This window comes from Tepidimonas thermarum, from assembly GCF_007556705.1.
Lineage (GTDB): Bacteria > Pseudomonadota > Gammaproteobacteria > Burkholderiales > Burkholderiaceae_C > Tepidimonas > Tepidimonas thermarum.
Window position 1 is genome coordinate 12,800 of sequence record NZ_VJOL01000009.1, and the last position, 26,791, is coordinate 39,590.

Sequence of the window (26,791 nt, forward strand, 5' to 3'; positions counted from 1 at the left end):
GCCGCTGCCCAAGCGGTAGCCAGTCAACCGCCTCCGCTCGGGGGCGAATTGCTGGCATCATCCGCGCATGACGACGCTGCGCGTGGCCACCTACAACATCCACAAGGGGGTGCAGGGGGTGGGGCCGCTCAAGCGGCTGGAAATCCACAACCTGGGCCGCGCGGTGGCGGCGTTGCAAGCCGATGTGGTGTGCCTGCAGGAGGTGCGGGCCTACCACCGGCGGCTGCAGCACCGCTTTGGCCACTGGCCGGCGGGCGATCAGGCGCAGTTTTTGGCCCCGCCGGGTTACCACGCCGTGTACCGCACCAACGCCGTCACCCGGCACGGGGAACACGGCAACGCGGTGCTCAGCCGCTTTGCGGTGCTGGCGCACGGGCACCAGGATGTGTCCGATCACCGCTTCGAGCAGCGCGGCTTGCTCCATGTGGCGCTGGCAGTGCCCGGCGGGGGCACGGACCTCGGGGTCGCGGGGGCGGCCCGGCCGTTGGCTGCGCCCGCGTCCGCGCAGACGGTGCACGTGATCGTGGTGCACCTGGGCCTGATCCACGCCAGCCGCCAGCGGCAGGTGCAGGCGCTGGGGCGGTTCATGGCGGCCCATGTGGCGCCGGATGCGCCGTTGATCGTGGCAGGGGACTTCAACGACTGGGGTGAGCGCCTGCACGACGCGCTGGCGGCGCTGGGCTTGCGCAGCGCGGCGCAGCGCGTGCCCACCTTTCCGTCGCGCTGGCCGCTGCTGCCGCTGGACCGCATTTACGCGCGCGGGCTGACGGTGCGGTCGCTGGCCACGCCCCATGGCGGCGGCTGGGGGCGTTGGTCGGACCACCTGCCCCTGATCGCGGAGCTGGAGCTGCCATGAGCGCCGGGTTGCGGCCAGGCCACCGCCTGCGCCTGCTCGAAGGCGCGCGGGCGCTGTTTCCCGCCATGGTGCAGGCCATGGACCGCGCGCGCCACCTGGTGCATGTGGAGACGTACATCTTTTACTTTGCCCACGACGCCCTGGCCGTGGCCGAGGCCATGGAGCGCGCCGCGCGGCGCGGCGTGACGGTGCGGCTGGTGGTCGACGCCATCGGCACGCCGCAGGTGCCGCTGGCGTGGCAGCAGCGCTTTGCGGCCGCGGGCGTGCAATGGCGCACCTACGCGCCCCTGGGCCGGCTCGGGCTGCTCATCCCCAGCCGCTGGCGGCGCCTGCACCGCAAGCTGTGCGTGGTCGATGGCATGGTGGGCTTTTGCGGCGGCATCAACCTGATCGACGATTGCGACGACGTGGTGCTGGGCCGCCTGGCAGCGCCACGCCTGGACTACGCGGTGGAGGTCAGCGGCCCACTGGTGGGCGACATGTTGGCGACGATGGAGCGCCTGTGGTGGCGGCTGGTGGCGGTGCGGCAGGCGCGCGCGCGGCACTTTCGCGCGGCCTGGCAGGCCTGGCGCAGCGCGCTCGACAGTGGCGAGTTGCAAGCCTGGTGGGGTGGATGGCTGGCGCAGCGCGATGCCGATGCTGCCAATGCGCCGTCCGTGCACGGGGCAGCGGCCGCCGTGTTGTGGCGCGACAACGTGCGCCACCGGCACGACATCGAGCAGGCGTACCTGCAGGCGATTGCCCGCGCGCGGCGCGAGGTCGTCATTGCCAATGCCTATTTCATTCCAGGCCGGCGTCTGCGCCGTGCGCTGGCGCAGGCCGTAGCGCGCGGGGTGCGCGTGCGCCTGCTGGTGCAGGGCAAGTACGAGCGCTTTTTGCAATACCACGCGCCGCGCCCGGTGCACGCATGGCTGTTGCGCGCGGGGGTGGAAATCCACGAGTACGCCCCCAGCGCGCTGCACGCCAAGGTGGCGGTGGTGGACGAGCACTGGGCCACCGTGGGGTCCACCAACCTCGACCCCATCAGCCTGCTGTTGGCGCGCGAAGCCAACGTGGTGACCACCGATGCCCGCTTTGCCCGCCACCTGCGCGCGCGGCTGGACCACCTGATGCGCACCGCGGGCGTGGCGCTGGACCACGCGGCCTTGCAACGCCGCCCCTGGCACGAGCGCCTGCGCGACTGGGTGGCCTTTGCGGTGATGCGCGCCGTGCTGTTTTTGACCGGGCACCGCTACTGATGGTGGGGTTGCATGGTCGGTGTTAGGATGGCGCCATGCTCATGAAAGCCCCCGAGACCATGACCGACGATACCCGTCCCGACGAGGGCGTGCCGGTTTCCGTGCGCATCCGCGAGCGGATCCAGGCCGCGCGCAAGCGCTTCCACGCCAACGACAACATCGCCGACTTCATCCAGCCCGGGGAGCTCGAGCAGCTGCTCGACGAGGTGACCGAAAAAATGCAGGCCGTGCTCGATGCCATGGTCATCGACACCCGCAACGACCACAACACCGAGGACACCGCCCGCCGCGTGGCCAAGATGTACCTCAAGGAGGTGTTCGCGGGCCGCTACGTGCAGGCGCCCACGATCACCGAATTCCCCAACGCCGAGCACCTCAACGAGCTCATGATCGTGGGGCCCATCACGGTGCGCAGTGCCTGCAGCCACCACTTCTGCCCGGTCATCGGCAAGGTGTGGATCGGCATCATGCCCAACGAGCACACCAACGTGATTGGGCTGAGCAAGTACGCGCGGCTGGCCGAGTGGGTGATGGGGCGGCCGCAAATCCAGGAAGAGGCCGTGGTCCAGCTGGCCGACCTGATCCAGGAAAAAACCCAGCCCGACGGGCTGGCCATCGTGATGGAGGCCACGCACTACTGCATGGCCTGGCGCGGCGTCAAGGACATGGACAGCCGCATGATCAACTCGGTGATGCGCGGGGTGTTTTTGAAGGATGCCAACCTGCGCCGCGAATTTTTGTCGTTGATCCCGCGGGGTTGAGGCCATGCTGGTGCGACTGCTCTATGTCAGCCGGGCGGTGGACCCGGACACGTCGGCGGCGATCGAGTCGATCCTGGCCTCGGCGCGGCGTCATAACCTGCACAACGGCATCACCGGCATTCTGTGCTACGGCGGCGGCATCTTTTTGCAGGCCATCGAAGGCGGGCGCGGCGCCGTCAACCGTCTGTACAAGCAGATCATCGAGGACCCGCGCCACAAGGACATCGAGCTGCTGCTCTACGAAGAGATCACCGAGCGGCGCTTTGGCGGCTGGACCATGGGCCAGGTCAACCTGACCAAGCTCAACACCTCGATCGTGCTCAAATACTCCGAGCGGCCCGAGTTCGACCCCTACGCCGTCTCGGGCCAGGTGTCGCTGGCGCTGCTGGAAGAACTGATGGCCACGGCCAGCATCATCGGCCGCATCTGAGGCGCGCGTGGCGGTCACGCCGTCGGGGTCTGCGGCGCTGCGCCCACGGTTGCTGGGGTGCGACTTCACCAGCGCGCCGTCGCGGCGCAAGCCGATCGTGCAGGCGCTGGGCCGTCTGGTGGGCGACCCGGGGCGTGGCCAGCAGGTGGTGCTGGACGGGTGGGTGCGGTTTGCGTCGCTGACGGCGTGGGCCGATGCCCTGGCCGAGCCGGGCCCCTGGGTGGGCGGTTTTGATCTGCCCTTCGGGCTGCCGCGGCCGCTGGTGCAGGCGCTGGGCTGGCCGACCGACTGGCGCGCCTGCCTGGCCCACTACGCCGCTCTGGACCGCACGCAGATCCGCGACACCTTTGCCGCCTACTGCGCGGCCCGGCCGGCCGGGGCCAAATTTGCCCACCGGGCCACCGACGGCCCCGCCGGCGCCAGCCCCAGCATGAAGTGGGTCAACCCGCCGGTGGCCTTCATGCTGCACGCGGGGGTGCCGCGCCTGCTGGATGCGGGGGTGGCCTTGCCCGGCCTGTACCAGCCGCCGGGCGGTGGTGACCGGGTCGCGCTGGAAGCCTACCCGGGCCTGCTGGCGCGCAGCGTGCTGGGCCGGCGCCCCTACAAGAGTGACGCACGTGCTAAGCAGACGCCCGAGCGCCTGATCGCCCGCAAGGATCTGCTGCACGCCCTGGAGAGCGGCACAGCGCCGCTGTTGGCCGCCGCCGGGCTGCGGCTGCGCGTCAGCCATGCGCAGCACGATGCGTTGGTGGCCGATGCCAGCGGCGACACCCTGGATGCCGTGCTGTGCCTGCTGCAGGCCGTCTGGGGGCTGCAGCAGCACGAAGCCGGTCACCCGCTCTGGGGGCTGCCGGCGTTCGATCCGCTGGAAGGGTGGATCGTGACCGCGGGCGAACCGGCCGCCGCCGTCACGCCAGGGGGTGGCGCGCGCCGCACACCGGGCAGTCGGGGTGGCGGGCCAGTTCCACCTCGGTAAACGCCAGGCCGCGCCCATCGAGCATGAGCAGCCGCCCCACCAGGCGCGAGCCCAGCCCGACCAAGAGCTTGAGCGCCTCGGCCGCCTGCATCGTGCCGATCATGCCCACCAGGGGTGCGAACACGCCCATGGTTGCGCAGCGCGTCTCCTCCAGCCCCTCGGTTTCCGGGAACAAACAGGCGTAGCAGGGCGAGTGCGCCCCACGCGGGTCGTACACCGACAGCTGGCCGTCAAAGCGGATGGCCGCCCCGGACACGAGCGGCACGCGGTGCCGCACGCTGGCGCGGTTGATCAGGTGGCGGGTGCGGAAATTGTCGGTGCAGTCCAGCACAACGTTGGCGCCCGGCAGCACGGCGTCCAACAGCGCGTCATCGGCACGTTGCACAAGGGCGTCGACGCGCACCTCCGGGTTGATGGCGTGCATGGCCACCTGGGCCGACGCCGCTTTGGGCAGGCCCACGCGCGCCAGGTTGTGGGCGATTTGGCGCTGCAGGTTGGTCGCGTCCACCGCGTCGTGGTCGATCAGCGTGATGCGACCCACCCCGGCGCTGGCCAGGTACAGCGCCACCGGCGAGCCCAGACCGCCGGCCCCCACGACCACCGCGTGGGCGGCGAGCAGCCGCTCCTGCCCCTCGATGCCGATCTCATCCAGCAGGATGTGGCGCGAGTAGCGCAGCAGCTGCTCGTCGGTCATGGGCCGCCCTGGGTGATGTCAGTTGTCGGTTTTGGTGGGGCGCTCAGCCGCCGTCTTGCTCGCCGCCACCGGCAGCCCTTTGAGGCGGTTGAGCGCCTGCTGCAGCTGGAAGTCCTTGTCGGAGCCAAACTCCGGCAACAACCGCGCGCCGGGGTTTTTGCGCTGTTCTTCCTCCAGGCGCTGGCGGGCCTGTTCGCGTTCGCGCTCGCGCTGGCGCTCGGCCTCGCGCTCGGCGTCGGTGAGCGCGCGCTCCTGTCCGTTGCTCAGGTGCTTTTCCAGATCGGCCTCGCGCGTGCGCAGGGCCGCAAACAGGTTGCCTTCGGGCGTTTCATCCACCCACACGTCGGGCACGATGCCCTTGGCCTGGATCGAGCGCCCGCTGGGGGTGTAGTAGCGCGCCGTGGTGAGCTTGAGCGCCGTGTCCGGCCCAAGTGGGCGCACCGTCTGCACCGACCCCTTGCCGAAGGTCTGGCTGCCCATGATGGTGGCCCGCTTGTGGTCCTGCAAGGCGCCGGCGACGATTTCGCTGGCCGACGCCGACCCCTCATTGACCAGCACCACCAGCGGGATGCGCTTGAGCAGCCCCTGGGTTTGCACGGTCAGACGGCTGATCGGGTCGGTGCTGGCGCGGCGCAGGTAGTCGCGCGGGTTGGCGCGGTAGGTGGCTTTGCTTTCTTCGAGCTGGCCATTGGTGGTGACCACGACGGCGTCTTCGGGCAGAAAGGCCGCCGACAGGCCCACCGCCGCATCCAGCAGGCCGCCCGGATCGTTGCGCAGGTCAAGCACCATGCCCTTGAGCGCCGGCTCGGCGCGCACGATTTCCTCGACCTTGCGCGCAAAGTCCTCCAGCGTGCGCTCCTGGAACTGCGACACCCGCACCCAAGCGTAGCCGGGCTCGACCACCTTGGCGCGCACGCTCACGGTCTTGATTTCCTGGCGCGTGATGGTCACCGGGAACGTGCGGTTTTCGTCGCGGCGGAAGATGGTCAGCGTCACCTTGGTGTTGGGCTCGCCGCGCATGCGCTTGACCGCGTCGTTGATGGTCAGGCCCTTGACCGGTGTGTCGTCGATCTTGGTGATGAGGTCGCCGGCCTTGAGGCCGGCACGAAAGGCGGGCGAATCCTCGATCGGGGAGACGACCTTGACCAGGCCATCTTCCATCGTGATTTCGATACCGACACCCACGAAGCGCCCCGCGGTGCCTTCGCGGAATTCCTTGAAACTCTTCTTGTCGAAATACTGCGAATGCGGGTCCAGCGAGGACACCATGCCGGCGATGGCGTCGGTGATGAGCTTTTTCTCGTCAACCGGCTCGACGTAGTCGGTCTTGATCATGCCAAAGACCGCCGCGAGCTGTTGCAGCTCTTCCAGCGGCAGCGGCGCCAGGCTGGCGCGCGCCGTGGCCTGCAGCTGCACTGTCGTCAACGCGCCGGCCAGCGCACCCAGCGCGATCCAGCCAGCGATTTTGAGTTTGTGCCCCATGGCAATCCCTGTTGTCACCCGTGCTTTCACTATACACCTTGGACGGGTGGCACGGTCGCGCGGTTCCGCATACCCGGTGGGGGCGATGGCCGTGCCTCACGCCTTGCCTTGGCGGGCGACGGCCGCCGCGGCCGCTTCCGCCGCCGCGGCGTCGCCCAGGTAATAGCGGCGCAGCGGACGCAGCTCGTCGTCGAACTCGTACACCAGCGGGATGCCGTTGGGGATGTTGAGGTTGACGATGTTGGCATCCGAAATGCCGTCCAGATGCTTGATGAGCGCGCGAATCGAGTTGCCGTGGGCGGAGATCAGCACCCGCTGGCCGCGGCGCATGGCCGGCACGATGGTGTCGTTCCAGCACGGCACCACCCGCGCCACGGTGTCCTTGAGGCACTCGGTCAGCGGAATCTGCTCTGGCGCCAGCGCGGCGTAGCGCCGGTCGTGGCGCTGGCCGCGCGGGTCGTCCGGATCGAGCGCCGGCGGCGGGGTGTCGTAGCTGCGGCGCCAGATCAGCACCTGTTGCTCGCCGTACTGTTTGGCCATGTCGGCTTTGTTGAGGCCCTGCAGCGCGCCGTAGTGGCGCTCGTTGAGCCGCCAGTCCTTGATCACCGGCAGCCAAATGCGGTCCATCTCATCGAGCACGTACCACAGGGTGTGGATGGCGCGCTTGAGCACGCTGGTGAAGCAGATGTCGAAGTCCCAACCCTCGGCCTTGAGCAGACGGCCCGCCGACATGGCCTGCGACACCCCGGTCGGGGTCAGGTCGACGTCGGTCCAACCGGTGAAGCGGTTTTCCAGGTTCCAGGTCGATTCGCCGTGGCGGATCAAAACGAGCTTGTGCATGGTGGCAGGGGTATGGGGTGATACGGGGCAGACAAACGCCGCGCATTCTAGAATATCGGGCTTTCGGGGCCGGGCCCCCGAGCCAACACCGACAAGAGAGCAAGGCAGTGGATTTCATCGTTCAAAACTGGATGCTGGTGGCCGTGGCCGTCGGCTCGGGCCTGATGTTGCTGTGGCCCGCGCTGGGCGGGGCGGCCGGCAGTGCGGGCGTGACGCCGACCGAGGCGGTGCAACTCATCAACCGTGAGAAAGCGGCCGTGATCGACGTCTGCTCGCCGCAGGAGTTTGCCGCCGGGCACGTCACGGGGGCGCGCAACATCCCGCTGGAGGCGCTGGCGCAGCAGCTGCCGCAGGCGGTCAAGAACAAGGCCACGCCGCTGGTGCTGGTGTGCGCCTCGGGCGTGCGCTCGCGCCGTGCAGTGGCCATTGCCAAACAACTGGGCTACGAAAAAGCCGTCTCGCTCGCGGGCGGCATGGCCGCGTGGCGCAACGCCAATTTGCCCGTGCAAAAAGGCTGAACAGAGGAGCGCCGCATGGCCCATGTCACCATCTACAGCAGCGACTACTGCCCGTACTGCCACCGCGCCAAGGCGTTGCTGCGCGCGCGCGGCGTGACCGAGTGGGAAGAGATCAACGTCGATGGCCGCCCCGAGGTGCGCCAGGCCATGGCGCAGCGTGCTGGCCGCACCAGCGTGCCGCAGATCTTCATCGACGGCCGGCACATCGGCGGGTGTGACGACTTGCACGCGCTGGACGCGCGCGGCGGTCTGGTGCCCCTGCTCAACGGCACGCCGGGCTGATGCCGCGATGCCGGGCCGTCATCCGGCGCTGTCATAATCGGCGCACCTGTCGGGTTGGGGTGCGCTTGCCATGCCAGCCCGATGCCCACCTGGGCTGCGGAGTGACCGCAGCCCGTCTCTACCGTTTGCCACCATGTCCGACTCCCAAGCCCCCGTGTTTCAAATACAGCGCGTGTACCTGAAAGAAGCATCGCTGGAGCAGCCCAATTCGCCCGCCATCTTTCTCGAACAACAGCAGCCCAGCGTGGATGTCCAGCTCGGCGTCGAAGCGCAAGCGCTGGCCGAAGGGGTGTTCGAGGTGGCGGTGTCGGCCACTGTGCACACCAAAATCGGTGAGCGCACCGTGTTCCTGGTCGAATGCAAGCAGGCGGGCATCTTTGAAATCCGCAACCTGCCGCAGGAGCAACTGGGCCCGATCATGGGCATCGCCTGCCCGCAAATCGTCTACCCGTATCTGCGCGGCAACGTGGCCGATTTGATCAACCGCGCGGGCTTCCCGCCGGTGCACCTGGCGGAGATCAACTTCCAGGCCATGTACGAGCAGCAACAGGCCCAGCAGCAGGGCGACGGGGCCGGCACCGCCACGGCCTGAGGCGCGCCGGCCCGCGCCCACCCGCGTGATGGCGAGGCGGAGTCGCTCCATGCACGTCACGGTCATCGGCGCTGGCGCCTGGGGCACCGCGTTGGCCATGGCGGCCGCTGCCGCGCACACGGTGCGCTTGTGGGCGCGCGATGCCGACCAGGCCGCAGCCCTGCGCCGCGAGCGCGTCAACGCGCGCTACCTGCCGGGCGTGGTGCTGCCGCCCTCGCTGGTGTGTGATGGCGGCGACCCGGCGGCACTCGCCCCGGCGCTGGCCGACACCGACCTGGTCGTCATCGCCACGCCCATGGCGGGGCTGCGCGAATGGCTGGCGTGGCTGGCCGATGCCCTGCCGGCGGCCGGGCGCGCCCAGGTGCCGGTGTGCTGGTTGTGCAAAGGCTTCGAACGGCCGCGCGAGCCGGGCGCCGACGGGCTGCTCGGGCACGAGCTGGCGGCACGCGTGGCGCCGGGCTTGGCGGTCGGGGCGCTCAGCGGCCCCAGCTTTGCGCAGGAGGTGGCTGCGGGCCTGCCCACGGCGCTGGTGGCGGCCAGTGCGGCCGCGCCGGTGCGCGAGGCCCTGGTGGCGGCTTTCCACGGCCCCAGGCTGCGCGTGTACGCCAACGATGACCTCGTTGGGGTGGAGGTGGGCGGCGCGGTCAAGAATGTCATGGCCATCGCCACCGGGCTGTGCGACGGGCTGCGCCTGGGGCACAACGCGCGCGCGGCGCTCATCACGCGCGGGCTGGCCGAGATCACGCGCCTGGGGCTGGCGCTGGGCGCACGCGCCGAAACCTTCATGGGCCTGTCGGGCTTGGGCGATTTGGTGCTGACCGCCACCGGAGACCTCAGCCGCAACCGCCAGGTGGGCCTGTTGCTGGCCCAGGGCATGACGCTGGCGCAAGCGGTGGCGTCGCTCGGCCACGTGGCCGAAGGCGTGTACAGCGCCCGCACGGTGGCGCAGCGGGCGCGGGCCCTGGGCGTGCGCATGCCGATCACGGACGCGGTGGTGGCGCTGCTCGACAGCGCGCTGCAGCCGCGCGAGGCGGTCGCGCGGCTCATGGGCCGCGATCCCGTGGCCGAGTGAGCGTGGCGCGGCCGCGGTCAGAATTCCCAGTTGTCGATCAGGCGCGTGCGCCCCAGCCGCGCTGCGCCCAGCGCCACCAACCGCCCGGGCTGCAGGTCGTGCGGGCCGGGGGGCTGCAGGTCCTCGCGCCGGCGCACCGTCAGGTAGTCCGGCTGCCAGCCGCGCGCGGCCAAGGCCTGCTCGGCGCGGCGCTCCAGCGCCGCCAGGTTGTGCTCGCCACCCAACACGTCGGCGGCCAGCGTGCGCAGGGCCAGCAGCAGCTGCGGGGCTTCGGCGCGCTCGGCGTCCGACAGGTAGCCGTTGCGCGAACTCAAGGCCAGCCCGTCAGGGGCACGCTCGATGTCGCCGCCGTGGATGGTGACGGGCAGGGCGAACTGCTGCACCATCTGGCGGATGATCATGAGCTGCTGATAGTCCTTTTTGCCAAAGACCGCGTGGCGTTCGCCCTTGGCCTGCGCGAAGACGCACTGAAACAGCTTCATCACCACGGTGCACACGCCGGTGAAAAACCCCGGGCGGAAGTGCCCCTCGAGCAAATCGGCCAGCGCCGGCGGCGGCTGCACCTTGAAGGTTTGCGGCTGCGGGTAGAGCTCGTCTTCGGCCGGGGCAAAGACGATGTCGCAGCCCACCGCGGCCAGCTTGTCGCAGTCGGCCTGCAGGGTGCGTGGGTAGGTGTCGAAGTCCTCGTGCGGCAAAAACTGCAGCCGGTTGACGAAGATGCTGGTCACCGTGACGTCGCCCAGCGTGCGCGCGCGCCGCACCAGGGCCAGGTGCCCCTCGTGCAGGTTGCCCATGGTGGGCACGAAGGCGGGGTGGTCGTAGCCGGCGAGGGCCTGCCGCAACTCGGCAATGGTGTGAACGACTTGCATGGGGGCGTGTGTTTACCAGGCGTGTTGACGATCGTCGGGGAAGCTGCCGTCTTTGACCGCGGCCACGTAGGCCGCCATGGCGTCGCGGACGCTGGCGGCCCCTTCCATGAAATTGCGCACGAAGCGCGGGGTCTTGCCCAGGTGGATGCCCAGCATGTCGTGCATGACCAGCACCTGGCCCGCCGTGCCGCGGCCCGATCCGATGCCGATGGTGTGGCAGCGCGGCAGCTGTTGCGTGATGTCGGCCGCCAGGGCGGCGGGCACCATCTCCAGCACCAGCATCGACGCGCCCGCGTCTTGCAGCGCCAGCGCATCGCGCCGCAGTTGCTGCGCCTCGGCGTCGTTGCGGCCTTGCACCCGGTAGCCGCCAATGGCGTGCACGGTCTGGGGCGTGAGGCCCAGGTGGGCGCAGACCGGGACGCCGCGCTCGACCAGAAAGCGCACCGTCTCCACCGTCCAGCCCCCGCCTTCGAGCTTGACCATGTGCGCCCCGGCCTGCAGCAGGGCAGCGGCGCTGCGCATGGCCTGTTCGCGCGACTCTTGGTAGCTGCCAAACGGCAGGTCGCCGATGATCCACACCGTGCCCTGGACGCGGCGCACGCCGCGCACCACGCTTTCGGTGTGGTAGCACATTTGCTCCAGCGTCACGCCCACCGTGCTCGGGCGCCCCTGGCAGACCATGCCCAGCGAATCGCCCACCAGCAGGCAGTCCACGCCGGCGTGGTCGGCGACGGCGGCGAACGTGGCGTCGTAGGCCGTGAGCATGGCGATTTTTTCGCCGCGCGCGCGCATTTCGTTCAGGCGCGGCAGGCTGATGGGCTTGCGCGGCGGCAGCGGTGCAGCGGCCGGCAGCGTGCCGTAAGGGGTGCGGGTCGAGGTCTCGGTCATGGCATCCGCAGGGCGATCGAAGGCAATTAGTCTAGTCGATGCCGGTGCACGGGCCAGCAGCGCGCACCGGGGCGGCCGGATGCCGCTATGCTTGGGGGCTGTTGTCTGTTGTTCACGCTGCGATGCACCCCAGTCCCCGACCCAACCCGCTGTCCCTGCAACCGCCGCTGCCCGACATCGACGCCCAGGCGGCGGCCGATGTGGCGCGCGCGCTGGCGGAGGATGTTGGCGCCGGCGACCTCACGGCGGCGTTGGTGGACGCCGAGCTGCGCATGCGCGCGCGCGTCACCGCGCGCGAAGCGGCCGTGGTGTGCGGCCAGCCTTGGGTGCGCGCCGCTGTCCAGGCGCTCGACCCCGAGGCCCAATGGCGCTGGCAGGTGCCTGACGGGCAGCGCGTCGAGCCTGGCGGGGTGGTGTTCGAGGTGCAGGCGCGCGCGCGCGCGCTGCTGTCGGCCGAGCGCACCGCGCTCAATTTTTTGCAGACCCTCTCGGCGGTGGCCACGCAGACCGCGCGCTACGTGGACGCGGTGGCTGGCACGCGCGCGCGCATCTGCGATACGCGCAAGACGCTGCCCGGGCTGCGCGTGGCGCAAAAGTATGCGGTGCGCGTGGGCGGCGGGCTCAACCACCGCATGGGGCTGCACGATGCGGTGTTGATCAAAGAAAACCACATCGCCGCCGCCGGCGGGGTGCGTGCGGCGCTGCAGCGGGTGCAGGCGATGGCGCCACAGGCGCTGTTCGTGCAGATCGAGGTGGAAACGCTGGCGCAGCTGCGCGAGGCGCTGGATGCCGGGGCGCGCCTGATCCTGCTCGACAATATGGACCTGGCCATGCTGCGCGAGGCGGTGCGCCTCAACGACGCCCACCCGGGCGGCGGCGCGGTGCTCGAGATTTCCGGCGGCGTCAACCTGCAAACCGTGCGGGCGCTGGCCGAGACCGGCGTGGACCGCATCTCCGTCGGGGCGCTGACCAAGGACGTCAAAGCCATCGACCTGTCCATGCGGCTGCAACCTTTGTGACCGAACGGGCGCCTGCCTGCTGCCGCGGGGCGGGCGCCGGAGGCAATCCACCATGGCATCCATCATCGAAGTCGACGTCGAACAGCCCGCCTGCACCACGCGCCACGCGTGGGCGCGCGTGCCCGAGGAGCCGTCACCCGCGGAGCGCGAGGCGCTCAAGGCCCGCATCCGCACCCTGTTGCGCCAGCGCGGCGCGGTCATGGTGTCGCACTACTACGTGCACCCGGACCTGCAGGACCTGGCCGAAGAGACCGGCGGCATCGTCAGCGACTCGCTGGAGATGGCGCGCTTTGGCCGCGACCATCCCGCGCAGACCCTGATCGTCTCGGGCGTGCGCTTCATGGGCGAGACGGCCAAGATCCTGTCGCCCGAAAAGACCGTGCTGATGCCGGATCTGGACGCCACCTGCTCCCTCGATCTCGGGTGTCCCGAAGGGGATTTCGCGGCCTTTCGTGCCCAGCACCCCGACCGCACCGTGGTCGTCTACGCCAACACCAGCGCCGCGGTCAAGGCACAGGCGGACTGGCTGGTGACGTCGAGTTGCGCGCTTGACATCGTGCGCGCGCTGCGCGATCGGGGCCACAAAATCCTGTGGGCGCCGGACAAACACCTGGGCGCCTACATCCAGCGCGAGACCGGGGCCGACATGGTGCTGTGGCGCGGCTCGTGCGTGGTGCACGACGAGTTCAAGGCCTTCGAGCTGGAGCAGCTGCGCCGCGACCACCCGGGTGCCAAGGTGCTGGTGCACCCCGAGAGCCCGGCCGAGGTCATCGCCCAGGCCGATGTGGTGGGCTCCACGTCGCAAATCCTCAAAGCCGCGGCCGAGCTCGACGCCGAGGTGTTCATCGTCGCCACCGACAACGGCATGATGCACAAGCTGCGCACGCTCAACCCCGGCAAACGCTTCATCGAGGCGCCCACGGCGGGCAACAGCGCCACCTGCAAAAGCTGCGCCCACTGCCCCTGGATGGCGATGAACAGCCTGCGCGGCGTGCTGGAAGTGCTGGAGACGGGCCTCAACGAAATCCATGTCGATCCGGCCCTCATTCCGCGTGCGCGGGTGCCGATCGACCGCATGTTGGCGTTTACCGCCGCGCTCAAGCGCGGCGAGCCGCCGGGTGCCTTGGTGCCGGGCATCGGCGCGGCGTGAGCCGCGTGGCGCACGCCCCTTGCCCGACGTTCGGCTTACCCACGCGGCTGGCCGGGGTATTGGGGTTGCACGGTGGCATGTCCGGTGCGGTGGCCACAATCGTGGCTCGACCATGTTGGAGGGGTGTGCGATGGCTGCCTGGACACGGTGGGGGATGGCGCTGGCGGCGCTGCTGCTGGCATCGGGTGCGGGCGGGCGTGCGCTGACCTTGGATGACGTCGCCCGCGAGGGCGAGCTGCGCCTGCTGGCCGAGCGGCCCGATCCGCAGGGCTACGGGTACACGGCGCGCGTGCACATCGACGAGTCCAGCTTGCGCGACGGCGTCGTGCGCATGCAGACGTGCCATCTGCGGCTCGACCCCAACCCGCGCGTGGTCGTGCTGTTCAACCGCGAGCGCGTGCAGTCGATCGACATCGTGCGCGCCGAAGGCGTGGAGCGCGCCTGGGTGGAGGGCAACCGTGTGGAGCTGGCCCAGGTGCAGCGCGGCGCCACGGTGTGCATCGACCTGCGCTCGCGCGCGCTCGATGCCGTGGCGCCCGGGCGCTGGCGGCTGCACGCCGGCCCGCTGATGCGGCGCTACCTGGATGGGTTTTTGCCGATGGATGCTGAACTTGCCGTGAGCTGGCCCGCGGGGCTGCTCGCCGTGACGGCGGTGGAGCCGGCGCCCCAGCCCGGCGTGCGCTTGGTCACCCACGACGACGGCGCCCAGCTGCACATCACCTTTGCCGGGCGCCTGTCGGCGCGCTGGGAGTTGCAGCGCGCAGGCGGCGGGCAGCCCTGAGGCTGCAATTTCATATCGCGGAACGAATCCCCATCATTCTGAAAGAGGTTGGGCGAGCCCCGGGCGCTGTTTTTTGTATGGCGAAATCGCGTTTCCGCAATGTGAAGCGGTGTCGCTAACCTATTGAAAAATCAAGACTCAAAAAAGTCTTCTATAAGACACAAGACTGGTGTTGTGTCTTATAGAAGACTTATACTGGTGGCAACGACGCGGGCTGCAACGGCTGTCGGCTCGCAGCGGATTCTTCACCTACCCACAGGAGTGTTGTCATGACGCAAAACCTCACCCGTGAGCAGCAAATCGCTGCCCTGGAAAAAGATTGGGCCGAAAACCCGCGCTGGAAGGGCATCAAGCGCGGCTACAGCGCCGCCGACGTGGTGCGCCTGCGCGGCTCGGTGCACATCGAGCACACGCTGGCCAAGCGCGGCGCCGAAAAGCTCTGGCGTCTGATCAACGGCGAGGCCAAGAAGGGCTACGTCAACGCCTTTGGCGCCATCACCGCCGGCCAGGCCATGCAGCAGGCCAAGGCGGGCCTGGAAGCGGTGTACCTGTCGGGCTGGCAGGTGGCCGCCGACGGCAACACCTCCGAGACCATGTACCCGGACCAGTCGCTCTACGCCTACGACTCGGTGCCGACCATGGTGCGTCGCATCAACAACACCTTCAAGCGCGCCGACGAGATTCAGTGGTCGCGCGGCATCGGCCCCGGTGACGCTGGCTACATCGACTACTTCCTGCCCATCGTGGCCGATGCGGAAGCCGGCTTTGGCGGCGTGCTCAACGCCTTCGAGCTGATGAAGAACATGATCGCCGCCGGTGCGGCTGGCGTGCACTTCGAAGACCAGCTCGCCGCGGTCAAGAAATGCGGCCACATGGGCGGCAAGGTGCTCGTGCCGACGCAAGAGGCGATCGAAAAGCTCATCGCCGCGCGCTTTGCGGCCGACGTCATGGGCGTGCCCACCATCGTGCTGGCGCGCACCGACGCCGAGGCGGCCAACCTGCTGACCAGCGACCATGACGCCAACGACCGTCCGTTCCTGACCGGCGAGCGCACGCAAGAGGGCTTCTTCCGCGTCAAGAACGGCCTGGAGCAGGCCATCAGCCGTGGTGTGGCCTACGCGCCCTACGCCGATCTGGTTTGGTGCGAAACCGGCACGCCGGACCTGGGCTTTGCGCGTGAGTTCGCCCAGGCCATCCACGAGAAGTACCCGGGCAAGCTGCTGTCGTACAACTGCTCGCCCTCGTTCAACTGGAAGAAGAACCTGGACGACAAGACGATCGCCGAATTCCAGGACAAGCTCGCCGAGCTGGGCTACAAGTACCAGTTCATCACGCTGGCGGGCATCCACATCAACTGGTACAACACCTTCATGTTCGCCTACAACTACGCGCGCGGTCAGGGCATGAAGCACTATGTCGAGATGGTGCAAGAGCCCGAGTTCAAGGCGCGCGAGCTGGGCTACACCTTCGTGTCGCACCAGCAGGAAGTGGGCGCTGGCTACTTCGACGACGTCACCACCGTCATCCAGGGTGGTTCCTCCAGCGTCAAGGCGCTGGCGGGCTCGACCGAAGAAGAGCAGTTCCACTGATCCCGTGCCGCCCCTGGGCGGCCCGAGGAGACGACGGCCCGGCAGGCGCAGGCGTGCCGGGCCTTTTTCGTGGGGCGCTGCCGGGCGCTTGGGGGCGGTGCCGCAGGCGCGCGCCCAGGGTGGGGCGGGCAGCTGGCGCTGCGCGGGGAAGGGGGCCGTCAGACGATGCGGCAGGCTTCGTCGAACGCCAGGCGCGGGCTGCGCGGGAACAGGCCCGCCGGGTCGCCGTAGCCCAGGTTGCACAGAAAGTTGGTGCGCACCGTGGTGCCGGCCCAGAACACCGCATCGACGGCGGCAGCGTCAAAGCCGCTCATCGGCCCGCAATCCAGCCCCAGCGCGCGCGCAGCCATGATGAAGTAGCCCCCCTGCAAGCTGGCGTTGCGCAATGCCGTGGCCTGGATGACCTCGGGCTGGCCTTCGAACCAGGTGCGCGCCTGCGGGTTGTGCGGGAAGAGCTGCGGCAGCTTTTCGTAGAAGGCCAGGTCCATGCCGATGATCGCCGTCACGGGCGCCGCGGCGGTCTTGGCGCGGTTGCCCTCGCTCAGGCAGGGCAGCAGCCTCGCCTTGGCCTCGGGCGACGTGACGAAGACGATGCGCGCCGGGCTGCAATTGGCCGAGGTGGGTCCCCACTTCATCCAATCGTACAGGCGGTGCAGCAGCGCATCGGGCACGGGCCGATCCTGCCAGGCGTTGTGGGTGCGCGCGTTGTCAAACAATTGCTCGGTGGTGATTTGCATGGCGTCACAAAGATCATCGCAAAGCCGCCATTGTGCAGTGGGGCGGCGCCACCGTGCGATGACCCCGGTGCCGGCATGGGGGTGCGCCGTTCTGTGCGAAAATGCGGCGACCGTACTGATATCCCGTGCAGGTGCCATGGTGATGACACCGCGAACGTTTCCGGAGGTTGACCCGGCCGCGTGAGGCCGGCGGCAGTGCGCGCCTGCTCGACATCCCAGCCGCGCGGCCTCGAGCCGCGCGTTTGTTTTCAGGACCCAGACCCATGATCCAGATCACGCTTCCCGACGGTTCGCAGCGCAGCTTCGATGCGCCGGTCACCGTGGCCGAGATCGCGGCCGCCATCGGCGCCGGGCTGGCCAAGGCCGCCGTCGCCGGCAAGGTGCAAGCCGATGGCGATGCCGAGCCGCGGCTGGTCGATACCGCCTACCGGGTCGAGCGCGACGCGCGCGTGTGGATCGTCACGCCCAAGGACCCGGAGGGGCTCGAGATCATCCGCCACTCCACCGCCCACTTGCTGGCCTACGCCGTCAAGGAGCTGTATCCGGAGGCGCAGGTCACCATCGGCCCGGTCATCGACAACGGGTTTTACTACGACTTTGCCTACAAGCGCCCCTTCACGCCGGAGGATCTGGTCGCAATCGAAAAAAAGATGGCCGAGCTTGCGGCCAAGGACGAGCCGGTGGTGCGGCGCGTGCTGCCGCGCGACGAGGCGGTGGCCTACTTCAAGGGCCTGGGCGAGCACTACAAGGCGGAAATCATCGGCAGCATCCCCGAAGGTGAGGAGGTCAGCCTGTACCGCGAGGGACGCTTCGAGGACCTCTGCCGTGGGCCGCACGTGCCCTCGACGGGCAAGCTCAAGCACTTCAAGCTCATGAAGGTGGCGGGCGCCTACTGGCGCGGTGACCACCGCAACGAGCAGTTGCAGCGCATCTACGGCACGGCCTGGGCGACCAAGGAAGAGCTGCAGCAATACCTGCACATGCTGGAGGAGGCCGAACGGCGCGACCACCGCAAGCTCGGCCGCGAGCTCGACCTGTTCCACCTCGACGAGCACGCCCCGGGCCTGGTGTTTTGGCACCCCAAGGGCTGGACGCTGTGGCAGCAAATCGAACAGTACATGCGCCAGGTCTACCGCAGCAACGGCTACCTGGAAGTCAAAGGGCCACAAATCCTGGACAAGGCGCTGTGGGAAAAAACGGGCCACTGGGACAAATACCGGGAAAACATGTTCATCACCGAGTCGGAAAAGCGCGACTATGCGCTCAAGCCGATGAACTGTCCCGGCCACATCCTCATCTTCAAGCAGGGGGTCAAAAGCTACCGCGACCTGCCGCTGCGCTACGGTGAGTTTGGGCAGTGCCACCGCAACGAGCCCTCGGGTGGCCTGCACGGCATCATGCGCGTGCGCGGGTTTACCCAGGACGACGGCCACATCTTCTGCACCGAAGAGCAAATCCTGGCCGAGTGCGGCGCGTTTACCAAACAACTCAAAAAGGTGTACGCGGACTTTGGCTTTACCGACATCCTCTACAAGGTTTCGACGCGCCCGCCGGCGCGCATCGGCTCGGACGAGCTGTGGGACAAGGCCGAGGCGGCGTTGATGCAAAGCCTGCGCGACGCGGGTTGCGACTTCGTCATCTCCGAGGGGGACGGCGCCTTCTACGGGCCCAAGATCGAGTACACGCTCAAGGATGCGCTGGGCCGCGAGTGGCAATGCGGCACGATCCAGGTGGATTTCAACCTGGCCGAGCGGCTGGATGCCGAGTACGTGGCCGAAGACGGCAGCCGCCGCCGCCCGGTGATCCTGCACCGCGCCATCGTTGGTAGTTTGGAGCGCTTCATCGGCATCCTGATCGAGCAGCACGCCGGGGCGCTGCCGGTGTGGCTGTCGCCGGTGCAGGTGGCGGTGCTCAACATCACCGATGCGCAGGCCGACTACTGTGGCGAAATTGCCAACACGTTGCGCGCGCAGGGGTTTCGGGTCGCGCTCGACCTTGGCAAAGAAAAGATCACCTATAAAATTCGGCAGCAAGCGATGCAGAAAGTGCCCTACATCCTGGTCGTGGGCGACAAGGAAAAGGCCTCCGCCATGGTGGCCGTGCGCGCGCGCGGCAACCAGGATTTGGGAGTCATGCCGTTGGCCACTTTCGTGCAGCGCCTTCGTTCGGACGTCGAGTCCAAGCAAGTTTGACAGAGGATACCCACCATCGCTACCGCCCGTCCCAGTTCATTTCGTGACCGCCGCCAGCGCGAGGAGCGCCAGCACCGGCTCAACCGTGAGATCACCGCGCCCGAGGTGCGCCTGACCGGCCCTGACGGCCAGCAAATCGGCATCGTGCCCATCCAGGAGGCGCTGCGCATGGCCGGTGAGCTCGACGTCGATCTGGTCGAGATCGCCCCGATGGCCACGCCGCCGGTGTGTCGCTTGATCGATTACGGTAAGTTCAAGTACGCCGAGCAAAAAAAGGCGGCCGAAGCCAAGGCCAAGCAAAAAGTCATCGAGGTCAAGGAAGTCAAGTTCCGTCCCGGCACCGATGAGGGCGACTACCAGGTCAAGATGCGCAACATTCGCCGCTTCCTGGAAGACGGCGACAAGTGCAAGGTGACGTTGCGCTTCCGCGGGCGGGAGATCACGCACCAGGAGCTGGGCTTGGCGCTGTTGGAGCGCATCCGCACCGAGTTGGGCGACAGCATCGTGGTCGAGCAATTCCCCAAGCTCGAAGGGCGGCAGATGATCATGATGATCGCGCCCTCGCGCAAGAAGGGGGCGGGCGCCAGCAAGGCCGAGGCTGCCGCGCCGACCGCCTGAAGCCCCCCGCGGCTTGCCGGGCCCTGTGCAGGGCGAGCCGAGTGGTGCGCAGGTTGCTATAATGAGAGGCTTTTCCGGTCGCGTGGGTCGCGGGGCCGGGAAACGGTTGGCCTGGGTTGGCTGACCGCATAAGTGGCTCGGGGCCGACAAGCCCCCGGTGCAGACGCCGGGGCGCCTCGCGAGCACAACCGATAAGGAAGTTCCATCATGCCCAAGATGAAGACCAAGAGCAGCGCGAAAAAGCGGTTTCGCGTTCGTCCCGGTGGTACCGTCAAGCGCGGTCAGGCCTACAAGCGCCACATCCTGACCAAAAAGACGACCAAGAACAAGCGCCAGCTGCGCGGTGCGGTCAACGTCCACGAGACGAATATGGGCCACATCGCTCAGATGATGCCGTTTGCCGGCCTGTGATGGGCGGCGCCACCCCGTAACGAACCAGGAGTCCAACCATGCCTCGCGTCAAACGTGGTGTCACCGCGCGTGCCCGCCACAAGAAAGTGCTCGCCCTGGCCAAGGGTTTCCGCGGCCGCCGCAAGAATGTCTTTCGCGTTGCCAAGCAGGCGGTGATGAAGGCTGGGCAATACGCCTACCGTGACCGTCGTGCCCGCAAGCGCGTCTTCCGCCAGCTCTGGATCGCCCGCATCAACGCCGGTGTGCGCGAACTGGGCCTGACCTACAGCCAGTTTGCCAACGGGCTGCGCAAGGCGGCGATCGAGATCGACCGCAAGGTGCTGGCCGATCTGGCCGTCAACGACAAGGCAGCGTTCGGCGCCATTGTCGAGCGCGTCAAGGCCCAGCTGCAAGGCGCGGCCGCCTGACGTCGCGGGCCGCCGCCGGCGGCCCACCGTCTCCTCACGGGCCAGTCGCCTTTGCGCGCTGGCCCGTTCGTTTTTTGGGGTGGCGCGCGCCCCACAACGGATGATCGCATGAACGACCTCGAATCTCTGGTGCAGTCGGCGCGTGAGCAGTTCGCGCAGGCGGACACGCCCCACGATCTGGAAAATGCCAAGGCCCGCTTTTTGGGCAAGAGCGGCGCGATCACCGAGCGCATGAAGGGCTTGGCCGCGCTGCCGCCCGATGAGCGCAAGGCGGCCGGTGCGGCGATCAACCAGGCCAAGCAAGCGATCGAGGCGGCGTTGCAGGCGCGTCGCGCCGCGCTGGCCGACGCCGAGTTGCAACGCCAGTTGCAGGCCGAGGCGCTGGATGTGACGCTGCCCGGGCGGCAGCGCGGCGTCGGCGGCTTGCATCCGGTGAGCCTGACGCTGGAGCGCATTGAAGCCATTTTTGCCTCCATGGGCTTCGAGGTCGCCGACGGTCCCGAGATCGAGACCGATTGGTTCAACTTCACGGCGCTCAACACCCCGGCCGATCACCCGGCGCGCTCGATGCACGACACCTTCTACGTCGAAGGGGGAACGCCCGAGGCGCCGTTGCTGCTGCGCACCCACACCAGCCCGATGCAGATTCGCCACGCCGTGCAGCACGTCAAGCGCGCCCGTGCCGCTGCGGGCGTGGACGGCGACGGTTTGTTTGCCGGTGACATGCCGGAAATTCGCGTCATTGCACCGGGGCGCACGTACCGGGTGGACAGCGACGCCACGCACTCGCCGATGTTTCACCAGTGCGAGGGGCTGTGGATCGGGCGCAACGTGAGCTTCAAGGACCTCAAGGTCGTGTTCACGGCGTTTTGCCGCACGTTCTTCGAGCGGGACGACCTCCAGCTGCGCTTTCGGCCGAGTTTCTTCCCGTTCACCGAGCCCAGCGCCGAGATCGACATTCAATTTCCCAGCGGTCCGCTGGCCGGGCGCTGGCTGGAGGTGGCGGGTTCGGGGCAGGTGCACCCCAACGTCGTGCGCAACATGGGGCTCGATCCCGAGCACTACATGGGCTTTGCCTTTGGCATGGGGCCGGACCGGCTGACCATGCTGCGTTACGGCGTCAACGACCTGCGCCTGTTCTTCGATGGCGATCTGCGCTTTTTGTCGCAGTTCCGTTGCGGTTGAGAGAAAGAGCCCCCGATGCAATTCCCCGAATCCTGGCTGCGAACCTTTTGCAACCCGCCGCTGGACAGCGCGCAACTGGCCGACGTGCTCACCATGGCCGGCCTGGAAGTGGAGGCGCTGGAGCCGGTGGCGCCGCCGTTTACCCGCGTGGTGGTGGGCGCAATCCTGAGCGCCGAGCCGCATCCCAACGCCGACCGGCTGCGCGTGTGCCGCGTGGATGTCGGGCAGGGCGAGCCGCTGCAAATCGTCTGTGGCGCGCCCAATGCGCGTGCCGGCATCCGCGTGCCGTGCGCGCTGGTGGGGGCGGTGCTGCCACCGGGCGACGACGGACGGCCGTTCGACATCCGCGTGGGCAAGCTGCGCGGGGTGGAAAGCCACGGCATGCTGTGCTCGGCGCGCGAGTTGCGCCTGTCCGACGACCATGGCGGTTTGCTGGAGCTGGCGGCCGACGCCCCCGTCGGCCGGGATGTGCGCGAGGTGCTGGCGCTGGACGACCGCATCTTCACGCTCAAGCTCACGCCCAACCTGGCGCACTGCTTGAGCGTCTATGGCGTGGCGCGTGAGGTGGCCGCCCTGACCGGCGCGCCGCTGACGGCCCCCGTGTTCCCCACGGTGGCTGCACGGCACGGGGACGTGCTGCCGGTGCGCGTCGAGGCCCCCGATTTGTGCGGGCGCTTCACCGGCCGCATCATCCGCGGCATCGACCCCCGTGCGCGCACGCCCGACTGGATGGTGCAGCGGCTGGCGCGCTGTGGCCAGCGCAGCATCTCGGCGCTGGTCGATATCTCCAACTACGTGATGTTCGAGCTGGGGCGGCCGTCGCACATCTTCGATCTCGACAAGATCCACGGTGGCCTGCAGGTGCGCTGGGGCCGCGCGGGTGAGACGCTCAAGCTGCTCAACGGCCAGACCGTCGCGCTGGACGAGACCGTGGGCGTGATCGCCGACGCGCACGGCGTGGAGTCGCTCGCCGGCATCATGGGCGGGGATGCGACCGCCGTGTCGGACGATACCCGCAACGTCTACGTCGAGGCGGCGTTTTGGTGGCCGCGGGCGATCGCGGGCCGCGCGCGGCGCTTCAACTTCAGCACCGACGCTGGGCATCGCTTCGAGCGCGGTGTGGACCCGAGCACGACGCGCGAGCACATCGAGCGCATCACGCAGCTCATCCTCGACATTTGCGGCGGCGAGGCGGGCCCGATCGACGACCACGTGGTCAACGTGCCGCAGCCGCAGCCGGTGACGCTGCGCGTGGCGCGCGCTGCCCAGGTCATTGGCATGCCGCTGACCCAGGCCCAGTGCGCCGAGCCGCTGCGCCGCCTGGGGCTGGCGGTTGCCGAAGGGGCGGGCACCCTGACGGTGACACCGCCGCCGTACCGGTTCGACCTGCAGATCGAGGAGGATCTGATCGAGGAGGTGGCGCGCGTGATCGGCTACGACCGCCTGCCCGAGACGCCGCCCCTGGCCCCGGTGGTGCCGCGCGTGCGCCCGGAATCCCAGCGCTCCACCCACGCCGTGCGGCGCCAGCTGGCCGCGCTGGGCTACCAGGAAACGATCAACTTCAGCTTTGTCGAAGAACGCTGGGAGCGTGACTACGCGGGCAACACGGCGCCCATTCGCCTGCTCAACCCGATCGCCAGCCATCTGAGCGTGATGCGCTCCAGCCTGATCGGCAGTTTGCTGGCCGCCCTCAAATACAACACCGACCGCAAGGTGCCGCGTGCCCGGTTGTTCGAGATCGGACGGGTGTTCCGCCGCGATGCGTCGGTGCCGGACAGCGACGCGACGGTCGCTGGCATCGACCAGCCGCGCCGCGTGGCCGGCCTGGCGTGGGGCGACGCTGCCCCGCTGCAGTGGGGCGAAGCGGCGCGGCCGGTGGATTTCTACGACGTCAAAGGCGATGTGGAGGCCCTGCTGGCGCCGCGCCGTGCCGTGTTCGAACCGGCCCAGCACCCGGCCCTGCATCCGGGGCGATGCGCCCGTGTGCTGCTCGACGGCCGCGCCATCGGGGTGGTGGGTGAGCTGCACCCGCGCTGGCGCCAGCTCGAAGGGTGGACGCAGGCGCCGGTGCTGTTCGAGCTCGACCTGGATGCGGTGTTGGTGCGCCCCGTGGCGCAGGCGGTGCCCGTGGGGCGGCACCAGCCGGTGCAGCGTGACATCGCCGTCGTCGTGCGCGAATCGGTGACCCACGACGCGCTGATGGCCGCCATCGACGCCGTGCAACAGCCGTGGCTGCGCGAGGCGGTGCTGTTTGACGTCTACCGCCCCAAAGCCGGTGGCGTGGGGGGGCTGGCGCCGGGCGAGAAGAGCCTGGCCGTGCGCCTGACGCTGGAGCGTCACGACGCCAACCTCACCGACCAGGAGATCGACGCCGTGGTGCAGACGGTGTTGGCATCGCTGCAACAGCGCGTCGGTGCCCGGCTGCGCGGTTGAGGCGCGGGATGGTGCGCGGTGGCACCGTCCTGCTACGATTGCCACCATGGCCACGCGCAACCCCCGTACGGAACCCGAAGACGCCGATGGCGGCGCGACCCTGACCAAAGCCGAGCTCGCCGAGCGCTTGTTCGAGCGCATCGGCTTCAACAAACGCGAGTCGAAGGACATCGTCGACACCTTCTTCACGCTCATTGCGCAACGCCTGATCGCCGGTGAAGAGGTGCGCATTGCCGGCTTTGGGCAGTTTCAGGTGCGCGCCAAGCCCCCGCGCCCGGGGCGCAACCCGCGCACGGGCGAGCTGGTGCCCATCGAGGCGCGACGCGTGGTGACCTTCCACGCGTCGCCCAAGCTCAAGGCAGCGCTGCAGAGCGGCGCTTCGAACCCCACCGACGCGGATCGATGACGCCGGTGGCCAACGCCACCCCGGCCAAGACGACGCTGCCGCCGCCCACCATCCACGGCGTGATGGCCTCATCCAACAGCAGCGCGCCGTAGCCGATGGCGAAGACCGGGATCAAAAAGGTCACGGTCAGCGTGCGCGCGGGGCCAGCGGCTTCGATGAGGCGGAAGTACAGCAGGTACGCGAGTGCGGTGCACAGCACGCCCGCGGCCATCACGGCCAGCCAAGCATGCACGCCCGCAGGCTGCGCTGGCCACGTCCACAGGGTGGGCACGAGCAACCCCAGGGTCGCGCCAAACTGGCTGCCCGCCGCCGTCGCCATGGGGGGGATGCCCATCAGGTACTTTTTGGTGTAGCTGGCCGCCAGCGCGTAGCACACCGCCGCCGCCAGGCAGGCCAACACCGCCCAGCCCGTGCCCCCCGGGGTGAAGCGCGCCTGCTTCCACGACAGCAGCGAGACCCCGACGAACCCCAGCACCAGCCCAAGCGCGCGCCAGCGCGCCGGGCGTTCCCCCAGCCACAGCCAGGCCACCAGCGCGCCAAACAGCGGCACCGTGGCGTTGAGGATGGCCGTCAGCCCGGTGCTGATCGACAGCAGCGCGTAGGCAAACAGCCCAAACGGAATGCCGGAATTGATCAGCCCCACGAACAAAATGCGCCGCGCATGGGCGCGCAAGGCCTGCCAGTGACCACTGAGCACCACCACCGGCAGCAGCACCGCGCCGGCAATGGCCACGCGCAGACCCGCGGTGGCCACCGGCCCGAAGGCGCGCGCCGCTTCGCGCATGAACAGAAACGACGAGCCCCACAGGGCGGCGAGCAGCAAAAATTCGGCAACGAGTTTGGGTGGCATGACGGCACACGGGTAAAGCCGGACATCATAAGCCCGCCTACAATCGGCGCACTGTCACGCACGACTCGTCCTGTGAATCCCATGGTTGATTCCCCCGCGCGCCTGCGCCCGCCGCCCGCCCACGCGTTCAAGGCCTACGACATCCGCGGCACCGTCCCCGACACCATCGATCCCGGCTTTGCCCATGCGCTGGGTCGCGCCTTTGGCGCGCGTGCGCGCGCGTTGGGCGAACCCACCGTCGCCGTCGGCCGTGACGGTCGCCTCAGCAGCCCGGCGCTGGCCCAGGCGCTCATCGAGGGGCTGGCCGACAGCGGGGTGGACGTGCTCGACCTCGGCATGGTCACCACGCCGATGCTGTACTTTGCCGCAGCCACCCACTGTCGCAGTGGCATCCAGGTCACGGGCAGCCACAACCCGAAGCACCACAATGGCTTCAAGATGGTGCTGGCGGGTCGCGCCATCTACGGCGACGACATCCAGGCCTTGCGCGCCGCCATGGCCGCCGATGCCGCGCCCGCAACCACGCGCGGCCGCGTGCGACGCCTGGACATCCTGCCCGAATACATGGCCCGCATCACCGGGGATGTGCGGCTGGCGCGCCCGCTCAAGCTCGTCATCGACTGCGGCAACGGCGTCACCGGGGCGTCGGCGCCCGCGCTGTTTCGCGCCCTCGGGTGCGAGGTCACGGTGCTCTACGGCGAGGTGGACGGCGAGTTCCCTCACCACCATCCCGACCCGTCCAAGCCGGAAAACCTGCGCGACCTGATGGCGGCGCTGCAGCGCACCGGTGCCGACCTCGGTTTTGCCTTCGACGGCGATGGCGACCGCCTAGGTGTGGTCACGCCCAGTGGCCAGAACATCTTTCCCGACCGCCAAATGATGCTGTTTGCCGCCGACGTGCTCGCGCGCGTGCCGGGCGGCACCATCGTGTACGACGTCAAATGCAGCCAGCGCCTGGCACCGGCCATCCGCGCCGCGGGTGGTGTGCCGCTGATGCACCGCACCGGACACTCGCTGATCAAGGCCAAAATGCGCGAGGTCGGCGCGCCGCTGGGTGGCGAAATGAGCGGGCACATCTTCTTTCAGGAGCGCTGGTACGGCTTTGACGACGGCAGCTACGCCGGCGCGCGCCTGCTGGAGATCCTGAGCCGCTATGACAACCCCGGCGCGGTGCTGGATGGGCTGCCGACCAGCCACGCCACGCCCGAACTCAACGTTGCATGCGCCGAGGGCGAACCGCACCGCCTGGTGGCCGAGCTGCAACGGCAGGCACGCTTCGATCCCCCGGCTGACGTCAGCACGGTCGACGGTCTGCGCGTGGATTGGCCGGACGGCTTCGGGCTGATACGCGCCTCCAACACCACGCCGGTGCTGGTGCTGCGGTTCGAAGGCCAGACGCCCGAGGCGCTGGCACGCATCGAAGCCCAAATGCTGGGCTGGCTGCGCCGCGTCAAGCCGGATGCGGTGGTGGGCGACGCCGCCCATTGACCGGCGCGTATTGCGCACTCGGGACTG

The 26,791-nt window shown here is 68.7% G+C and carries 28 protein-coding genes; 21 read left to right on the forward strand and 7 right to left on the reverse strand.

The genetic code is table 11. The annotated features are described in order from the left end of the window. Window positions 1-67: 67 nt before the first annotated feature. Genes Tther_RS03840 through Tther_RS03860 form a run of 5 tightly spaced genes read left to right on the forward strand, consistent with a single transcriptional unit; the run spans window position 68 to window position 4,261 of the window. Complete coding sequence (locus Tther_RS03840) at window positions 68-856, forward strand: endonuclease/exonuclease/phosphatase family protein (protein WP_143901113.1); 789 nt, start codon at window positions 68-70, stop codon at window positions 854-856. Then, window positions 853-2,094: a cardiolipin synthase ClsB gene (clsB, locus tag Tther_RS03845; protein WP_143901115.1), complete on the forward strand. Its 1,242-nt coding sequence runs from the start codon at window positions 853-855 to the stop codon at window positions 2,092-2,094. Before Tther_RS03840 ends, clsB begins: the two co-directional genes overlap by 4 nt. A gap of 41 nt (window positions 2,095-2,135) precedes the next feature. Next, entirely contained in the window at window positions 2,136-2,855 is a 720-nt protein-coding gene (gene folE, locus Tther_RS03850) for a GTP cyclohydrolase I (RefSeq protein ID WP_143901205.1), read from the forward strand. A 4-nt stretch (window positions 2,856-2,859) separates the two neighbouring features. Beyond that, window positions 2,860-3,285 (forward strand): BLUF domain-containing protein, encoded by a 426-nt coding sequence (locus Tther_RS03855; RefSeq protein WP_143901117.1) that lies wholly within the window; start codon window positions 2,860-2,862, stop codon window positions 3,283-3,285. A 7-nt stretch (window positions 3,286-3,292) separates the two neighbouring features. Next, window positions 3,293-4,261 (forward strand): DUF429 domain-containing protein, encoded by a 969-nt coding sequence (locus tag Tther_RS03860; protein ID WP_246098901.1) that lies wholly within the window; start codon window positions 3,293-3,295, stop codon window positions 4,259-4,261. On the opposite strand, the gene Tther_RS03865 is transcribed toward Tther_RS03860, so the two are convergent. From Tther_RS03865 to gpmA, 3 genes are all read right to left on the reverse strand, one after another. Next, a complete protein-coding gene (locus tag Tther_RS03865; protein ID WP_143901119.1) occupies window positions 4,194-4,955 on the reverse strand; it encodes a HesA/MoeB/ThiF family protein in 762 nt (253 codons plus the stop codon). The genes Tther_RS03860 and Tther_RS03865 overlap by 68 nt on opposite strands. An 18-nt stretch (window positions 4,956-4,973) precedes the next feature. Beyond that, the gene (locus Tther_RS03870) at window positions 4,974-6,437 is read right to left on the reverse strand and encodes a S41 family peptidase (protein WP_143901121.1); all 1,464 of its coding nucleotides are present in this window, start codon (window positions 6,435-6,437) and stop codon (window positions 4,974-4,976) included. A 96-nt stretch (window positions 6,438-6,533) separates the two neighbouring features. After that, window positions 6,534-7,277 carry a 2,3-diphosphoglycerate-dependent phosphoglycerate mutase gene (gpmA, locus tag Tther_RS03875; RefSeq protein ID WP_143901124.1) on the reverse strand — a complete coding sequence of 248 codons (744 nt, stop codon included), beginning with the start codon at window positions 7,275-7,277 and terminating at the stop codon, window positions 6,534-6,536. Between the two features lie 107 nt (window positions 7,278-7,384). Here gpmA and Tther_RS03880 point away from each other — a divergent pair, with 107 nt between their 5' ends. From Tther_RS03880 to Tther_RS03895, 4 genes are all read left to right on the forward strand, one after another. Next, a complete protein-coding gene (locus Tther_RS03880; protein ID WP_143901126.1) occupies window positions 7,385-7,795 on the forward strand; it encodes a rhodanese-like domain-containing protein in 411 nt (136 codons plus the stop codon). A 15-nt stretch (window positions 7,796-7,810) separates the two neighbouring features. Beyond that, window positions 7,811-8,077, forward strand: coding sequence for a glutaredoxin 3 (gene grxC / locus Tther_RS03885; protein WP_143901128.1), 267 nt, complete (start codon window positions 7,811-7,813; stop codon window positions 8,075-8,077). A 133-nt stretch (window positions 8,078-8,210) separates the two neighbouring features. Next, on the forward strand, window positions 8,211-8,669 hold the full coding sequence (secB, locus tag Tther_RS03890) for a protein-export chaperone SecB (RefSeq protein WP_143901130.1): 459 nt from the start codon (window positions 8,211-8,213) through the stop codon (window positions 8,667-8,669). Window positions 8,670-8,718: 49 nt separating this feature from the next. After that, a complete protein-coding gene (locus tag Tther_RS03895; protein ID WP_143901132.1) occupies window positions 8,719-9,741 on the forward strand; it encodes an NAD(P)H-dependent glycerol-3-phosphate dehydrogenase in 1,023 nt (340 codons plus the stop codon). A gap of 17 nt (window positions 9,742-9,758) precedes the next feature. Here Tther_RS03895 and panC read toward each other — a convergent pair whose 3' ends face one another. Both panC and panB read right to left on the reverse strand, forming a co-directional pair. Continuing rightward, entirely contained in the window at window positions 9,759-10,610 is an 852-nt protein-coding gene (panC, locus tag Tther_RS03900) for a pantoate--beta-alanine ligase (protein ID WP_143901134.1), read from the reverse strand. A 12-nt stretch (window positions 10,611-10,622) separates the two neighbouring features. Then, window positions 10,623-11,498, reverse strand: coding sequence for a 3-methyl-2-oxobutanoate hydroxymethyltransferase (gene panB / locus Tther_RS03905; protein WP_143901136.1), 876 nt, complete (start codon window positions 11,496-11,498; stop codon window positions 10,623-10,625). 122 nt (window positions 11,499-11,620) lie between these two features. Between panB and nadC the strand changes: the two genes are divergently transcribed. The 4 genes from nadC to aceA all read left to right on the forward strand — a co-directional run bounded on the left by nadC (window position 11,621) and on the right by aceA (window position 16,037). Next, window positions 11,621-12,517 (forward strand): carboxylating nicotinate-nucleotide diphosphorylase, encoded by an 897-nt coding sequence (nadC, locus tag Tther_RS03910; protein WP_143901138.1) that lies wholly within the window; start codon window positions 11,621-11,623, stop codon window positions 12,515-12,517. Window positions 12,518-12,569: 52 nt separating this feature from the next. After that, window positions 12,570-13,667 carry a quinolinate synthase NadA gene (nadA, locus tag Tther_RS03915; protein ID WP_143901140.1) on the forward strand — a complete coding sequence of 366 codons (1,098 nt, stop codon included), beginning with the start codon at window positions 12,570-12,572 and terminating at the stop codon, window positions 13,665-13,667. Between the two features lie 130 nt (window positions 13,668-13,797). Next, window positions 13,798-14,448 carry a hypothetical protein gene (locus Tther_RS03920; RefSeq protein WP_143901142.1) on the forward strand — a complete coding sequence of 217 codons (651 nt, stop codon included), beginning with the start codon at window positions 13,798-13,800 and terminating at the stop codon, window positions 14,446-14,448. Window positions 14,449-14,717: 269 nt separating this feature from the next. After that, entirely contained in the window at window positions 14,718-16,037 is a 1,320-nt protein-coding gene (gene aceA, locus Tther_RS03925; protein WP_143901144.1) for an isocitrate lyase, read from the forward strand. A gap of 158 nt (window positions 16,038-16,195) precedes the next feature. Here the strand turns inward: aceA and Tther_RS03930 are convergent, their stop codons facing one another. Continuing rightward, window positions 16,196-16,774: a malonic semialdehyde reductase gene (locus Tther_RS03930; RefSeq protein ID WP_143901146.1), complete on the reverse strand. Its 579-nt coding sequence runs from the start codon at window positions 16,772-16,774 to the stop codon at window positions 16,196-16,198. Window positions 16,775-17,037: 263 nt separating this feature from the next. Between Tther_RS03930 and thrS the strand changes: the two genes are divergently transcribed. From thrS to Tther_RS03965, 7 genes are all read left to right on the forward strand, one after another. After that, window positions 17,038-18,966, forward strand: a complete 1,929-nt coding sequence (gene thrS, locus Tther_RS03935) for a threonine--tRNA ligase (RefSeq protein WP_143901148.1) — start codon at window positions 17,038-17,040, stop codon at window positions 18,964-18,966. A gap of 6 nt (window positions 18,967-18,972) precedes the next feature. Further along, window positions 18,973-19,584, forward strand: a complete 612-nt coding sequence (gene infC / locus Tther_RS03940) for a translation initiation factor IF-3 (RefSeq protein ID WP_425472800.1) — start codon at window positions 18,973-18,975, stop codon at window positions 19,582-19,584. Between the two features lie 207 nt (window positions 19,585-19,791). Next, the gene (rpmI, locus tag Tther_RS03945; RefSeq protein ID WP_143901153.1) at window positions 19,792-19,995 is read left to right on the forward strand and encodes a 50S ribosomal protein L35; all 204 of its coding nucleotides are present in this window, start codon (window positions 19,792-19,794) and stop codon (window positions 19,993-19,995) included. Between the two features lie 38 nt (window positions 19,996-20,033). After that, a complete protein-coding gene (gene rplT, locus Tther_RS03950) occupies window positions 20,034-20,402 on the forward strand; it encodes a 50S ribosomal protein L20 (RefSeq protein ID WP_143901155.1) in 369 nt (122 codons plus the stop codon). A 108-nt stretch (window positions 20,403-20,510) separates the two neighbouring features. Beyond that, window positions 20,511-21,587, forward strand: a complete 1,077-nt coding sequence (gene pheS / locus Tther_RS03955; RefSeq protein WP_143901157.1) for a phenylalanine--tRNA ligase subunit alpha — start codon at window positions 20,511-20,513, stop codon at window positions 21,585-21,587. A 15-nt stretch (window positions 21,588-21,602) separates the two neighbouring features. Further along, on the forward strand, window positions 21,603-24,020 hold the full coding sequence (gene pheT / locus Tther_RS03960) for a phenylalanine--tRNA ligase subunit beta (RefSeq protein ID WP_143901159.1): 2,418 nt from the start codon (window positions 21,603-21,605) through the stop codon (window positions 24,018-24,020). Between the two features lie 46 nt (window positions 24,021-24,066). Beyond that, a complete protein-coding gene (locus Tther_RS03965; protein ID WP_143901162.1) occupies window positions 24,067-24,426 on the forward strand; it encodes an integration host factor subunit alpha in 360 nt (119 codons plus the stop codon). On the opposite strand, the gene Tther_RS03970 is transcribed toward Tther_RS03965, so the two are convergent. Beyond that, window positions 24,374-25,276, reverse strand: coding sequence for a DMT family transporter (locus tag Tther_RS03970; RefSeq protein ID WP_143901164.1), 903 nt, complete (start codon window positions 25,274-25,276; stop codon window positions 24,374-24,376). The two genes, Tther_RS03965 and Tther_RS03970, sit on opposite strands and share 53 nt — an antisense overlap. 81 nt (window positions 25,277-25,357) lie before the next feature. Here Tther_RS03970 and Tther_RS03975 point away from each other — a divergent pair, with 81 nt between their 5' ends. Beyond that, on the forward strand, window positions 25,358-26,764 hold the full coding sequence (locus Tther_RS03975; RefSeq protein ID WP_185975000.1) for a phosphomannomutase/phosphoglucomutase: 1,407 nt from the start codon (window positions 25,358-25,360) through the stop codon (window positions 26,762-26,764). The last annotated feature ends 27 nt before the right edge of the window (window positions 26,765-26,791 follow it).